This is a genomic window from Actinomyces sp. zg296, assembly GCF_009829695.1.
GTDB lineage: Bacteria > Actinomycetota > Actinomycetes > Actinomycetales > Actinomycetaceae > Actinomyces > Actinomyces marmotae.
In genome coordinates this window covers 58,649-72,425 of the sequence record NZ_VWPG01000005.1, presented here as the reverse complement: position 1 = coordinate 72,425, position 13,777 = coordinate 58,649, and the positions used below count along the sequence as shown (strand labels likewise).

The window sequence follows — 13,777 nt, the reverse complement described above, 5'->3', positions numbered from 1 at the left end:
GCGGGATCACGCATGATCGCACTGGAGCCGGCGGCCATCCAGGGCCGGGGCGCCCCGGGGGCGCTCGCCCCCTCGGGGGGCCCGCCGGCGACGCCGGACGCCTCGCAGGCCGGCGAGGCGGCCCAGCGCGAGCTGGCGAAGACCGCCTACGCCGAGAGGACCGACCCGCTGACGGCGGCCTGGCACTGGATCCAGCACCATGTCGATCTTGGCTCGGTCATCCCCGGCATCCCGCCGTGGGCGTCCGCGACGATCGTGGTCCTCGGGCTGACGGCCCTCATCATTGTCATCGGCGTGATGGCGAGGCGGGTCGCGATCGCCAGGCCCAGCGGCGCGGCCCCAGGACCGCTGCTGGAGGACGACCGCGACGCGGCCACCCTGACCAGCGGCGCGGACCTCGCCGCTGATCGGGGCGACTTCGCCACCGCGGTCGTCGACCGCTTCCGGGCGATCATCCGCTTCCTCGATGAGCTCGGCGTCCTCGAGGACCACCCGGGGCTGACCGCCCACGAGGCGGCCGGGCTGGCCGCGAGCGCGCTGCCCGGACTGTCCGCCGACCTCCACTCCGGCGCCCGCCTCTTCGACGCCGTTCGCTACGGGGACGTGGTGGCCAGCCCGGATGAGGACGCCTGGGTGCGGGCCCTGGCCAGCGACGTCAAGGACCAGGTGGGGCGCGCGCGGCCGGGCGCCCGGGCCCGCGCCGAGCGCCCCGCTGACGCGGCGACCGCGAGCGGGGAGCACCAGTGACCCCCATCGGGGCGCGCCCCAGGACCGCGGCTGCCGTCCCGTCGTCCCCGGAGCCAAGGCCGGCGGGCGGGGGCGCTGACCAGGTCATCGGCGCCACCATCGGTCAACGCCTGCGCTCCTGGAGGCCAGGGCTCCTCACGCTGCTCGCCCTGCTCGTCCTGGTCCTCCTCGCCCAGGCCCTCAAGCCCGCTGAGTCCACCACGCCGCTGGCCATCGACAACCCGCGTCCCAACGGGGCGCGGGCCCTCGCGGCCCTCGTGAGCGAGTGGGGCGTCGAGGTCCATGCCGTCTCCAGCGCGCGCGCCGCGCGCGAGGCCTCAGCCGAGGGCGCGACCGTCGTTCTCATCAACGCCGGGAGCCTGAGCGACAAGGAGCGGGCGCAACTCGCCTCGGCCGGCGGCGACGTCGTCGTCATCGGCGCCCTCCACAACAGCCTCGGGGGGCTCACCGAGCTCACGCCCAGTGGCGTCAGCGCCGCCCCCGGCGCCACCGTCAGCGCCCAGTGCGACGACGCCGACGCCCAGGCCGCGGGGACCATCCCGGCCGGGCGCGGATCGGTGGGGCTGGGCGGTGCGCAGGGGGCCACCGGCTGCTTCCCCGTCGCCGACGGCGTGTACGGCTACGCCACGGCGCCGCTCCCCTCGGGCGGGACCCTGCGCGTCCTGGCCTGGCCCGACACCGCGATGAACTCCCGGCTGCCCGAACAGGGGAACGCGGCGCTGGCGATCCGCGCGATCGGCGCCTCCAAGCGCGTCGTGTGGCACGACGCCGCTCAGGCGCAGAGCCGTAGCATCTGGGACGAGCCATCGTTGCCCCGCTTCCTGCCGGTCGTCCTGGCGCAGTTGACCATCGCGGCGCTCGCCTTGGCCATCGTCCAGGGCCGGCGGTTCGGGCGCGTCGTCGTCGAGGATCTGCCCGTCGTCGTGCGCTCCACGGAGACCACGATCGGGCGGGGCCGCCTCTACCGGCGAGCCCGGGACCGCGGCCGTGCCGCCACCGCCCTGCGGGCGGGGACGGCCCTTCGCCTCGGCAAGCGCCTCGGGCTGCCCACGGGCGCTGGGCGAGGCGAGCTCATCGCCGCCCTGTGCCGTGACGGGCGCCTGCAGCCGGCCGACGTCGCCCTCGTCCTCTACGGCCCCACACCCACCGACGACCGGTCCCTCACGGACCTGGCCGCCCAGCTCGACCGACTCGAGAGCGAGGTCCACTCATCATGAGCACCACTGAAACCGGCCGCCCCGATCAGGCCGATCACTCCCCCGCGGCGCCGGTCCCGCCTGGGGGCCCGGAGGCCCCCGGGGGCGCGGGAGCTCCCAGGGGCGCGGGGAGCGCCGGGGGCGCCGGCCCCGATCCCCGCTCCCGCCTCGTCGCCCTGCGATCGGAGATCGGCAAGGCGGTGGTCGGCCAGGATGCCGCCATCACCGGGCTGGTCATCGCCCTTCTGGCCGGCGGTCACGTCCTGCTCGAGGGAGTGCCCGGCGTGGCCAAGACACTGCTCGTGCGCTCCCTGGCCCAGGCCCTGGACATCGACACCAAGCGCGTGCAGTTCACCCCGGATCTCATGCCCGGGGATGTCACCGGCTCCCTCGTCTACGACGCCCGCAGCGCCGAGTTCTCCTTCCGCGCCGGACCTGTTTTCACCAACCTGCTGCTGGCGGACGAGATCAACCGCACTCCCCCCAAGACGCAGGCGGCCCTCCTGGAGGCCATGGAGGAGCGCCAGGTGAGCGTCGATGGCGATCCTCGCCCCCTGCCCTCGCCCTTCATGGTGATCGCCACCCAGAACCCCGTCGAGTACGAGGGCACGTACCCGCTGCCCGAGGCCCAACTGGACCGATTCCTCCTCAAGCTCGTCCTTCCCCTGCCCGAACGCGGTCAGGAGGTGGAGGTCCTCAGCCGCCACGCCGGCGGCTTCGACCCCCGCGACCTGGCGAGCGCGGGCCTGACGGCGGTCGCCGGCCCCGCCGATCTCCTCGCGGCCCGCGAGCAGGTGCGTGACGTCGGAGCCTCCCAGGAGGTCCTGGGGTACATCGTCGATCTCGTGCGCGCCACGCGCCAGGCGCCCTCGGTGGCCCTGGGGGTCTCCCCCCGCGGCTCAACCGCCCTGCTCGTGGCCGCGCGCGCCTGGGCCTGGCTCTCCGGGCGCGCCTTCGTCACCCCCGACGACGTCAAGGCGCTGGCGCTGCCCGTCCTGCGCCACCGCATCGAGCTGCGAGCGGAGGCCGAGCTCGAGGGCGTGACGGCGGAGGCGATCGTCACCGGCGCCCTGCGCTCCGTCCCCGTCCCCCGCTGATCCCCATGCGCGAGCCCTGGGTCTTCCATCGATTCCCGCCCTCCACGGCGCCGCTGAGGGGAGCGCCGCGATGTTCCTAGCGCGGCGCACGGCCGTCCTCCTCGCCCTCGGCGCGCTCCCCGGCCTGATCTGGCCCCGGCCCATGACCATCGTGGTCGTCCTGGCCGCGACCGTGATCGCGGTGGGGGCCGATGCGCTGCTGGCGGCGTCGCCGCGCGATCTGCACGTCCAGCGGAGTCTGGCGGGCGCCATCATGCTCGGCGAGACCACCACCGCCACCCTGACCGTGACCAACACCGGCCCGCGGGCGGCGGTGGCCGAGATCCGCGACGCCTGGGCGCCGTCGGCCGGGGCCACCGGTGAGCGCAGTCGGATGACGATCCCGGCCGGGCAGCGGCGCCGGACCCGCACCGCGCTCACGCCCACGCGGCGCGGGGATCGACGGGCCGATCTCGTCACCGTGCGGCTGCTCGGCCCGCTGGGGCTCGCCGGGCGCCAGGCCTCCCTGGCCGCCCCCGCGCGCCTGAGGGTGCTACCGCCCTTCGCCTCCCGGCACCACCTGCCCAGCAAGCTCGCCCGCCTGCGCGAGCTGGATGGGCGCAGCGCCGTCATGGTGCGCGGCGCGGGGACGGAGTTCGACTCACTGCGCCAGTACGTCGTCGGCGACGACGCGCGCTCCATCGACTGGCGCTCGACAGCGCGCCGAGGGGAGGTCGTGGTGCGGACCTGGCGCCCCGAGCGGGACCGCCGCGTCCTGGTGGTCCTGGACACCGGGCGCCGTGCGGCGGCGCGGCTGGGGGACGCGCCCCGGCTCGACGCCCAGATGGAGGCCGCCCTGCTCCTGGCCGCCCTGGCCTCCCGCGCCGGTGACCGCGTGGACGTCCTCGCCGTCGACAGCGCCGTGCGCGCCCAGGTGCGGGGCGCTTCCGGCGCCTCCCTCATGAGCTCGCTCGCCGACGCCTTCGCCCCTCTGGACGCCTCCCTGGTGGAGACGGACTGGTCGCTGCTGACCTCAGCCGTGCGCCGGCTGCTCCCCCAGAGGTCGCTCGTCGTCATCCTGACCGGCGTCGATGGCTCCGCCACCGGTGCGGACATGCTGCGCGCGACCGCCGCGCTGGCCAAGGACCACGCGCTCATCATCGCCTCGGCCCTCGACCCTGCGCTTGATGGGCTGCGGGAAGACAGGGGCGACGCCGTCTCCGTCTACACGGCCGCCGCCGCCGAGAGCGATCTCGTGGAGCAGCACGCGGTGCGCGCCCGCCTGGCCCGCTCGGGAGCCACGGTGGTCCAGGCCGATCCTGCCGGACTGGCACCGGCCCTGGCCGACGCCTACCTCGCGCTCAAGGCCTCGGGGCAGTTATGACGGCGACAACGAGCATGGGAGCGCCAGGCTCGCCCCCGGCGCTGACGGGGCGGCCGGGCCGGGCATGGCGCCCCGCGGGCCCCATGCCCGGGGGCGGGGCCTGCCGCTCAGCCCGCCTCGGGCGCGGCGTCGCCCATCTGATCGGCCAGCACGACGTCGTCGCCACCGGCGAGGGTGCGCTCGGCGCGGCGCCCCAGGACGAGCGCGTACGCCCACAGGACCGCCAGGGAGACCAGCCCCAGCGCCGCCTTGAGCAGCCACGGGATCTGGGCTCCGGTGACGAAGCCCTCCAGGAGCCCGGCGATGGCGAGCGCTCCCGTCAGCCCCACGGCGGCGGTGATGAGCAGCCGGCCGTCCTCAGCGAGCGCCCGTCCACGGGAGCGCGGTCCAGGGGCCAGAAGGGTCCAAAAGAGCCTGAGGCCCACGCCGCCCGCGAAGAACACGCAGGTCAACTCCAGCAGTCCATGCGGGATGATGAGCGCGAGGAACTGGAGGAAGCGATCATGGTCGGCCATGACGGCGCCGGTCCGGCCCAGGGCCATGGCGTTGACGAGCATGAGGCCGGCGGGCACGACACCGGTGATGCCCGCGCCGACGCAGATCGCCGCGATCCGGGCGTTATTGGTCCACACCAGGGCGAAGAACTCGTGGGAGTCGTAGGTCGAGTAGTAGTCCTCGAAGCTCTGGGCGGCGTACCTGTCCAGTTCGGCGGGCATCCCAAGGGCGCCCATGGCCTCCGGGCTGCGCAGGGTCCATACGCCGACGATGACGGCGATCGTCGTGAACGCGGCACCCACGCCGATGGCCCACCAGCGCGCCCGGTAGAGGGCGAGGGGGATCGTCTCGGTCAGGAAGCGGGTGATATCCCCGGCCCGGATCTCCCGAGCGCCGGTGAGCCGCCCCCGCGCTCGGGCCACCCGCGCCGACATCTCGGCGATGAGTTGGGGGTCGGGCGCGGACGCTCTGAGGCGGGACAGGTGCTGCGCGGCGATCCGGTACAGGATCACGAGCTCATCGGCCTGGGCGCCGCTCAGGCGGCGCCTGGCGACCAGGGCGTCCAGCCGCTCCCACTCATCGCGGTGCGCGGCGGCGAAGGCATCGATGTCCACGGTTAGGAGCATGGCATGGAGGATGGAACGACGGCCTCATCCGAGCGGATGATGGAGGAGGTCCGGATCGTCACGGGCGAGGCGGCGCTCCTCGACGCCGCCCCGGCCTCGGCCGCGGTGCGCATGCTCAGCGGCCTCATCGACTACGGCCTGATGATGATCGGGCTCTTCGTGTCCCTCATCACGCTCGTGTCCCTCCTGCGCCCGAGCTCGGCGGCCTCGGAGCCACTGACCATCATCACGGTCTCGCTCCTCCTCCTGACCTGGTTCATCGCCCTGCCGCTGACGATCGAAACTGTCTCCCAGGGCTCCTCCGTGGGCCGATGGGTCCTGGGACTGCGAGTGGTGCGGGACGATGGCGGCGCCGTGAGGATGCGGCACTCCCTGGTCCGCGTGCTCGTGGGCAGCATCGAGATCTACGCCGCCCTGGCGACACTGGCGATCATCTCGTGCACGGTGACCAGGCGCGGCAAGCGGCTGGGGGATCTGCTCGCAGGGACCTACGTGGTCCGCGATCGGGTGGAGACGGCCACGGCACCGCCGATCCTCATGCCGCCCGAGCTCGCGTCCTGGGCGGAGCGGGCTGATCTGCGCGCCCTGCCGGGGGACCTGGCACTGGTCGCGCGGACCTTCCTGCAGCGGGCCTCGACGATCGAGCCCCGTTCGCGGGAACGGATCGGCGCCGAGCTCGCCGCGAGCATCTCCTCCAGCGTCTCTCCCCGGCCGCCGGAGGGCACGCACCCGGAGAGATTCCTCGCGGCAGTGCTGGCGGAGCGGCGGGATCGCGAGCTCGCCCTGGCATGGAAGGACCGTCAGGTGGCCGAGTCGACTCGCGCCCGGATGGCCCTCCTGCCCCACGGCGTCGGCGAGCAGGAGGGCATCCCACCCACCTCGCCCACCCATAACTCCGCCTTCTGAGCGAGACCGGTCGAAAATAGGAGCGAGACCGGTCCGCGGACCGGTCTCGCTCCTATTTTCGACCGGTCTCGGCATTGGGGCGGGGCGGCTTAGGGTGGGGGCATGACTTTCTCCCTCCCCGATGACCTGGCCCCCGAGCTCTACCCGCTCGCCTGGCTGGTCGGCACCTGGCGCGGCTACGGTGTGCTCACCTACGGCGAGACCATTCCCGAGCAGGCGGTTTACCAGGAGATCGTCTTCGAGCACGACGGCGGTCCCTACCTGCGCCAGATCACCACCGTGTGGACCCTGGACACCACGCGATCGGAGGACCTCGACTTCGAGGTCCCCGGGCTCGAGGGCGCCACGCGCATTGCCCCGGCTCAGATCTGGTCCACGGAGACCGCCTATTGGCGCCCCGTCGGCCAGGAGGCCCCCGACGCCGACGACGCCGACACCCGCACCCCGATCACCCGCCTCGAGGTGGTCTCCGCCGATCCGGCCGGGCAGGTCGGCGTCTGGGAGGGCTGGATCCAGGGCCCCCGCGCCCAGATCGGCACCCAAGCCGTGGGCCGCACCCGCACCAGCGCCCCCCTGACCGAGATGACCCGCGTCCTCGGGCTCGTGGGCGGCGATCTCATGTGGGCGCAGGACATGGCCGCCTTCGGCCAGGACCTGCAGAGCTACGCCTCCGGCCGGCTCGGGCGGGTCGAGGATCCCGAGGCCCCCGCCGCCCAGCCGGGCGCGCTCCTATCCGACGCCCCTGGGCTCCCCGAGCCGGCCGGTGCCCCCGCGCAGGGGGCCGACGACGCCGGGGCGGCCCAGTGATGCGCCCCTCGCCTCTGCTGGACTGGCCGGACGCCATCGCCGAGGACGCCACTGGTCCCGACGCCGCCGTTCCCGCGCATTACGGCAATCCCCTGCGCGAGCAGGCGGCCCTGGTCGACGGGCAGGCCATCACCGCGCTGGCCAGGGACGTCGTGGCGGTGAGCGGCCCGGACCGCCTGTCCTGGCTCACCACGCTGACCAGCCAGGACCTGACCCCCCTGGCCCCGGGCGACGGCGGGGCCGAGGCCCTCATCCTGGACGCCCAGGGGCGGATCCGCCATGCGCTGGCCGTCCTCGACGACGGCGCCACCGCCTGGATCGTCGTCGACGCGGGCGAAGGGCCGGCGCTCGTTGAGCACCTGGAAAGGATGCGCTTCATGCTGCGCGTCGAGGCGTCCCTGCGCGACGACGTCGCCGCCTTGGGCGCGCTGGGCAGCGGCGCCGCCGCCCTTGAGGAGGCGGTCCGCTCCACCCGCCCCGGGGGCGATGAGCTGCCCGCGGAGCCGGAGGCTCCCGCGCCGTCCCTCCCCGCGGCGGCGACCTGGCGTGACCCCTGGCCCGGCGTCGTCGACGGCGGGACGAGTTACGACGTCGGCCTCGAATCCTCCCGGCATCCGGGGGAGGGCTATCGCGCGGCCATGGTGCTCGCCCCCGCCGGGCGGGTCGCGGATATCGCCCGGTCCTTCCTGAATGGGGGCCCGGGGCGGAGGCTGGCCGGGGCACAGGCCTGGGAGGCGCTGCGCGTCGAGGCGGGGCGCCCCCGCCGGGCCCGCGAGGCTGACGAGCGCGCGATCCCGCACGAACTCGACTGGCTGCGCACCGCCGTCCACCTGGACAAGGGCTGCTACCCGGGCCAGGAGACGGTGGCCCGCACCCTCAACCTCGGGCGCCCCCCACGGCGCCTCGCCCTCCTGCAACTCGACGGCCTGACGGGCCAGGCGCCCCTCCCCGGCGCCCCCGTGCGCCTGGGGGAGCGCGTGGTGGGCGCCGTGACGAGCGCGGCCCGCCATCACGAGCTCGGGCCGATCGCCCTGGCGCTCCTGCGCCGGGGCGTGCCCCCGGACGCGGCTCTCCTCGTCGATGTCGTGGAGGCCGACGAGGCCGGGGGCGCGGGGGAGGACGACGGCGCGGCGCCCCCGGTGGTCCTTGGCGCGGTGGATGCCGCTCAGGAGCCCCTGGTCAGCCCCGAGGGGCGGGCGCAGGCCAGCCCCACCGAACGGCCGGGCGCGGGGCTGCGGGCCGCGGGCCGCGGCATCGGGCTCGGCAACGGCGGATCGAGCGGCGGCCTGGCCAGCGGGCCCCGCACGGCCTGAACCGCTTGAACCGCCTGAGCCCTCGCCCCTGGGCGCGGCGGCCTCCTGGCCCGCCTCATCGCCCCGCTAAGGTAGGGGCGTGAGCATGTTGACCGCTACCGCGAATGCCCTCGCCGGGGCCGTCGCCTACCTGCAACTGGCCTTCATCCTGGTCGCCTTGGCGCTGGGTGCGTGGGCCGTGGTGGACTCGCTCACCCACCGGCCCGATCATTACGTCGCCGCGGGCAAGCGCAGCAAGGGCTTCTGGGTCGGCCTCAACGCCGTGGGCATCATCGTCGTCCTGCTCACGGGGGGCCTGTCGGCGCTCGAACTACTGGGGGCGGTGGTCACCTCGGGCGTGCGTGGCATCGCCGGCCTTCGGCCCCAGTCCCTGGGCCTGCTGGGCCTGCTGGGGATGGTGGCCAACGCGGTCTACCTCGCCGATGCGCGCCCCGCCCTCCAGGTGTACCGCCCGATCCGGGTGCGCTCGCGGATCCGCCGCCCGGGCGGTGGGGGCCCGAAGGGCCGGTGGCGCTGATGCGCGCCGTCCTCCAGCGCGTCACGCGCGCGGCCGTGCGGGTCGACGGCGACGTCGTCGGCGAGATCACGCGCCCAGGACTCATGGCGCTCGTGGGCGCCACTCATGACGACGGCCCTGCGCAGGTGGCCACGATCGCCCGCAAGATCGCGGACCTGCGCCTCCTGGCCGGCGAGCACTCCGTCACCGAGGCCGGCGCGCCCGTGCTCGTCGTCTCCCAGTTCACCCTCTACGGGGACGCGCGCAAGGGGCGGCGCCCCACCTGGAACGCGGCCGCTCCCGGCCCCGTGGCCGAGCCGCTGATCGACGCCGTCGTGGCGGATCTGCGCGAGCGCGGCCTGGAGGTGGCCACGGGCCGATTCGGCGCTGATATGCGCATCGACATGGAGGCCGACGGCCCGGTGACGATCCTGGTGGAGGCCTGAGTGAGCGGTGGCCCGGCGCGGCTCCTCACAGAGATAGTGCCCGGCTCGGTCAGCGTCGCCGAGACCCGCGAGGAGCTCGATGAGGCCCTCCACGGCGAGGAGGCCGCCCTCGCCGAGCGCATGTCCGACCGGCGGTGCCGGGAGTTCACCACCGTCCGGGGCTGCGCCCGCCGCGCCCTGCGCGGCCTGGGCCACCGGCGTCCGCCCATGGTGCCCGGTGGTGCGGGCGAGCCGGCCTGGCCCGCGGGCGTCGTCGGCTCCATGACCCACTGCGAGCGTTACCGCGCCGCCGCGGTGGCGCGCCAGGAGGACGTGGACTGCCTGGGCATCGATGCGGAGCCCAACGCGCCGCTCCCGGCGGGCGTGCTGGCGCGGGTGGCGACGACACCGGAGGAGATCGGTGGCCTTGGCCGCCTCGCCGCGGAGCGGCCCGATGTCGCCGTCGACAGGCTCCTGTTTAGCGTCAAGGAGAGCCTGTACAAGGCCTGGTACCCGCGGGAGGCGCGATGGCTGGGCTTCGGCGATGCCCTGGTGCGCCTCGCCGATGGCGAGTTCACCGCGGATCTGACCGATCCCCGGCCCGGTGGGCGGACGAGGCGCCTTCACGGCAGGTGGATCTTCGCCGAGGGCACCATCGCCACGGCTGTCGTCGTGCCTGCGGGCCGGTGGGCGTGACCGGCGCGCGCCAGTTCTCCAGGGGTATGACCCCAGTTCTCGCGGGTTGCGTGACGCGGCGGCGCTGAGGACACTGTGCGTGTGACCCGTCGCACGCGCCCGCACCTGGCTCGCCTCCTCGTGGCCGTAGCCGCCGCAGGCGCCGCAACCGCGGTTGCCGTCGGCTACGTGGCCGGGCGCCTGCGCCCGCGCGGGAACGACGCCGAACCCCTGCCCGGCGACGGCCTCCTTCCGGGCGCCACTCTCGTCGAGACCCACGAGACGGTGCTCACGGCGTCGGCCGCCGCCGTGTGGCCCTGGCTCGTCCAGATGGGCTACGGGCGCGGCGGCTTCTACACCTTCGACGTCCTCCAGAGGCTCGCCGGCCTGGGCATCGTCAACGCCGACGTCATCGACCCGGCCTGGCAGGACCTCGCCGAGGGCGACCGCGTGCACCTCGCCGAGGATCTGAGCCTCGCCGTCGCCCTCCTGGAACCCGAGCACTGCCTGGTCCTGTCCAGTCAGGGCGGCAGCGCCCCGGCCAGCTCGGGAATGGACTTCGACTTCACCTGGGCCTTCGTCCTCGCCCCGACGGCGTCTGGGGCGTGCCGCCTGATCGTGCGCGAGCGGTACATGCCGCACACGCCCGCCGCCGCCAGGATGGTGCGTTCCGCCCGGCCGGTGGCCCGGCTCATGACGCACGGCATGCTCCACGGCCTGCGCCACCGCACCCAGGCTTGAGTCGTTCCCGCTCAACTCTGCTCACGCCCACCGCGAACAGGGGGGTGGGGCCCCATGCCCCGCCGTTAGCCTTGGCAGCACGTGCCCGCGCTGGGCCCGCTCGCGCTCATCGAGTGCTCGCGGTTGTCCGGCGCCCCAACCGACCGCGCGTGCCGAGGAGATAACCCGCGATGTTCGAACGCTTCACCGACCGCGCCCGCCGCGTCGTCGTCCTTGCCCAGGACGAGGCTCGGGCGCTCAACCACAACTACATCGGCACGGAGCACCTCCTTCTCGGCCTCATCCACGAGGGCGAGGGCGTGGCCGCCAAGGCCCTGGAGTCGATGCAGATCTCCCTGGACGCCGTGCGCGCCCAGGTCGTCGAGGTCATCGGCGAGGGACAGGCGGCGCCCAGCGGCCACATCCCCTTCACCCCCCGCGCCAAGAAGGTCCTCGAGCTCTCGCTGCGCGAGGCCCTGCAGCTCGGGCACAACTACATCGGCACCGAGCACATCCTGCTCGGCCTGCTGCGCGAGGGCGAGGGCACGGCCGCCCAGGTGCTCATCAAACTCGGCGCGGACCTGTCCTCCGTGCGCCAGACCGTCATGCAGATGCTCTCGGGCTATGAGGGCAAGGAGGCTGTCACCGCCGGCGGCCCCTCCAAGGAGGGCACGCCGTCGGGCAGCGCCATCCTCGACCAGTTCGGGCGCAACCTCACCGCGGCCGCGCGCGAGGGCAAGCTCGACCCGGTCATCGGCCGTCACAAGGAGATGGAGAGGGTCATGCAGATCCTCTCCCGGCGCACCAAGAACAACCCCGTCCTCATCGGGGAGCCCGGCGTGGGCAAGACCGCTGTCGTCGAGGGCCTTAGCCAGGCCATCGTCCACGGCGACGTCCCGGAGACCCTGCGTGACAAGCAGCTCTACTCCCTGGACATGGGCAGCCTCGTGGCGGGCTCGCGCTACCGCGGTGATTTCGAGGAGCGCCTCAAGAAGGTCCTCAAGGAGGTGCGCACGCGGGGGGACATCGTCCTGTTCATCGACGAGATCCACACGCTCGTGGGCGCCGGCGCCGCCGAGGGCGCCGTCGACGCCGCCTCCATCCTCAAGCCCATGCTCGCTCGGGGCGAGCTCCAGACCATCGGCGCCACCACGCTGGAGGAGTACCGCAAGATCGAGAAGGACGCCGCCCTGGAGCGCCGCTTCCAGCCGGTGACCGTGGACCAGCCCAGCATCGAGGAGACCATCGGCATCCTCACCGGGCTGCGGGACCGCTACGAGGCCTTCCACCGCGTCGTCATCACCGACGAGGCCATTGAGGCCGCCGCCAAGCTCGCCGACCGCTACATCAACGACCGATTCCTGCCGGACAAGGCCATCGACCTGGTCGACGAGGCCGGCGCCCGCCTGCGCATCCGGCGCATGACCGCTCCTCAGGAGCTGCGCGACATCGACGAGAGGATCGCCGAGGTCAAGCGCGAGAAGGAGTCCGCGATCGACGACCAGGACTTCGAGCGCGCCGCCGCCCTGCGCGACGACGAGCGCCGCCTGGCCGAGGAGCGCACCGCCAAGGAGAAGGCCTGGAAGGACGGGGACCTGGATCAGGCCGCAGAGGTCGATGAGAACCTCATCGCCGAGGTCCTGGCCATGTCCACCGGCATCCCCGTGGTCAAGTTGACCGAGGCGGAGTCCTCCAAGCTGCTCAACATGGAGGCCGAGCTCCACAAGCGCATCGTCGGCCAGAACAAGGCCATCGAGGCGATCTCCAAGTCCATCCGCCGCACTCGGGCCGGCCTGAAGGACCCCAAGCGCCCAGGCGGCTCGTTCATCTTCGCCGGCCCCACCGGCGTGGGCAAGACCGAGCTCGCCAAGGCCCTGGCGGAGTTCCTCTTCGACGACGAGGACGCCCTCATCCAGCTCGACATGTCCGAATTCGCCGAGAAGCACACGGTCTCGCGTCTCTTCGGCGCGCCTCCGGGCTACGTGGGCTACGACGAGGGCGGCCAGCTCACCGAGAAGGTGCGTCGTCGGCCCTTCTCCGTGGTGCTCTTCGACGAGGTGGAGAAGGCCCACCCGGACATCTTCAACTCGCTCCTGCAGATCCTGGAGGACGGGCACCTCTCCGACGCCCAGGGCCGGGAGGTCGACTTCAAGAACACCGTCATCATCATGACGACCAACCTCGGTTCGAAGGACATCGGCAAGTCCGTGGCCACTGGCTTCCAGTCCACCGAGTCCGGCGCCATGGACTACGAGGAGATGAAGGCCCACGTCAACCGCGAGCTCAAGCAGCAGTTCCGGCCCGAGTTCCTCAACCGCGTGGACGACCTCATCGTCTTCCCGCAGTTGACCAAGCCGGAGGTGCGCGAGATCGTCGACCTCATGATCGCCCGCCTCGACAAGCGCATGAGCGAGCAGGAGATGACGATCGAACTGACCGACGCCGCCAAGGAGTTGCTCGCCGAGCGGGGCTTCGACCCGGTTCTCGGCGCCCGCCCGCTGCGCCGCGCCATCCAGCGCGACATCGAGGACGCCCTGAGCGAGAAGATCCTCTTCGGTGAGATCGAGCGCGGCCAGAAGATCATCGTCGATGCCCACGGCGAGGGGATCCTCGGGGAGTTCACCTTCCGCGGCGAGGCTATCCCCGCCACCCCCGAGCAGGAGGCCGCCGTCGCCGACGCCGAGAGGGTCGTCGAGGAGGCCGCCACGGTCGAGGACGCGTGGGGCCAGGACTCGCCGGAGGCCACCGAGGCTCCCCAGGTGGGTTGACCTCCCCATCGGCATGCTCCCGGGAGGAGCCCGTCGGCGCCAGGGAAATGGCGGCCTGACGGGCTCCTCCTCATCCTCGGGCCCGCGTCGGCGCCGTCCGGGGGAGCCCATCGGCTGTGACCGTCACCCTGACGATACGTCGT

Annotated in this window: 13 protein-coding genes; 12 read left to right on the top strand and 1 reads right to left on the bottom strand. The window is 73.4% G+C overall.

Features of this window, described 5'->3' with window-relative positions; all coding sequences use genetic code 11:
- The first annotated feature begins 12 nt into the window (after window positions 1-12).
- From GVV76_RS05805 to GVV76_RS05790, 4 genes are all read left to right on the top strand, one after another.
- Window positions 13-747 carry a DUF4129 domain-containing protein gene (locus tag GVV76_RS05805; RefSeq protein ID WP_159625671.1) on the top strand — a complete coding sequence of 245 codons (735 nt, stop codon included), beginning with the start codon at window positions 13-15 and terminating at the stop codon, window positions 745-747.
- Complete coding sequence (locus GVV76_RS05800) at window positions 744-1,964, top strand: DUF4350 domain-containing protein (RefSeq protein ID WP_159625669.1); 1,221 nt, start codon at window positions 744-746, stop codon at window positions 1,962-1,964. Before GVV76_RS05805 ends, GVV76_RS05800 begins: the two co-directional genes overlap by 4 nt.
- On the top strand, window positions 1,961-3,040 hold the full coding sequence (locus GVV76_RS05795; protein WP_159625667.1) for an AAA family ATPase: 1,080 nt from the start codon (window positions 1,961-1,963) through the stop codon (window positions 3,038-3,040). Before GVV76_RS05800 ends, GVV76_RS05795 begins: the two co-directional genes overlap by 4 nt.
- 70 nt (window positions 3,041-3,110) lie before the next feature.
- A complete protein-coding gene (locus GVV76_RS05790) occupies window positions 3,111-4,403 on the top strand; it encodes a DUF58 domain-containing protein (protein WP_159625665.1) in 1,293 nt (430 codons plus the stop codon).
- A gap of 107 nt (window positions 4,404-4,510) precedes the next feature.
- Here GVV76_RS05790 and GVV76_RS05785 read toward each other — a convergent pair whose 3' ends face one another.
- On the bottom strand, window positions 4,511-5,524 hold the full coding sequence (locus tag GVV76_RS05785; RefSeq protein WP_236263239.1) for a stage II sporulation protein M: 1,014 nt from the start codon (window positions 5,522-5,524) through the stop codon (window positions 4,511-4,513).
- 3 nt (window positions 5,525-5,527) lie between these two features.
- Between GVV76_RS05785 and GVV76_RS05780 the strand changes: the two genes are divergently transcribed.
- From GVV76_RS05780 to GVV76_RS05745, 8 genes are all read left to right on the top strand, one after another.
- Window positions 5,528-6,430 (top strand): RDD family protein, encoded by a 903-nt coding sequence (locus GVV76_RS05780; RefSeq protein WP_159625663.1) that lies wholly within the window; start codon window positions 5,528-5,530, stop codon window positions 6,428-6,430.
- Between the two features lie 102 nt (window positions 6,431-6,532).
- Window positions 6,533-7,237, top strand: coding sequence for an FABP family protein (locus tag GVV76_RS05775; protein WP_159625661.1), 705 nt, complete (start codon window positions 6,533-6,535; stop codon window positions 7,235-7,237).
- The gene (gene ygfZ, locus GVV76_RS05770; protein ID WP_159625659.1) at window positions 7,237-8,550 is read left to right on the top strand and encodes a CAF17-like 4Fe-4S cluster assembly/insertion protein YgfZ; all 1,314 of its coding nucleotides are present in this window, start codon (window positions 7,237-7,239) and stop codon (window positions 8,548-8,550) included. The genes GVV76_RS05775 and ygfZ overlap by 1 nt, the downstream gene beginning before the upstream one ends.
- An 85-nt stretch (window positions 8,551-8,635) precedes the next feature.
- Window positions 8,636-9,067 (top strand): DUF2516 family protein, encoded by a 432-nt coding sequence (locus GVV76_RS05765; protein WP_159625782.1) that lies wholly within the window; start codon window positions 8,636-8,638, stop codon window positions 9,065-9,067.
- Window positions 9,067-9,492, top strand: coding sequence for a D-aminoacyl-tRNA deacylase (dtd, locus tag GVV76_RS05760; protein WP_159523700.1), 426 nt, complete (start codon window positions 9,067-9,069; stop codon window positions 9,490-9,492). Before GVV76_RS05765 ends, dtd begins: the two co-directional genes overlap by 1 nt.
- A complete protein-coding gene (locus tag GVV76_RS05755; RefSeq protein ID WP_159625657.1) occupies window positions 9,493-10,167 on the top strand; it encodes a 4'-phosphopantetheinyl transferase family protein in 675 nt (224 codons plus the stop codon).
- Between the two features lie 81 nt (window positions 10,168-10,248).
- On the top strand, window positions 10,249-10,887 hold the full coding sequence (locus GVV76_RS05750; protein ID WP_159625655.1) for a hypothetical protein: 639 nt from the start codon (window positions 10,249-10,251) through the stop codon (window positions 10,885-10,887).
- 170 nt (window positions 10,888-11,057) lie between these two features.
- Window positions 11,058-13,634, top strand: coding sequence for an ATP-dependent Clp protease ATP-binding subunit (locus GVV76_RS05745; RefSeq protein WP_159625653.1), 2,577 nt, complete (start codon window positions 11,058-11,060; stop codon window positions 13,632-13,634).
- The last annotated feature ends 143 nt before the right edge of the window (window positions 13,635-13,777 follow it).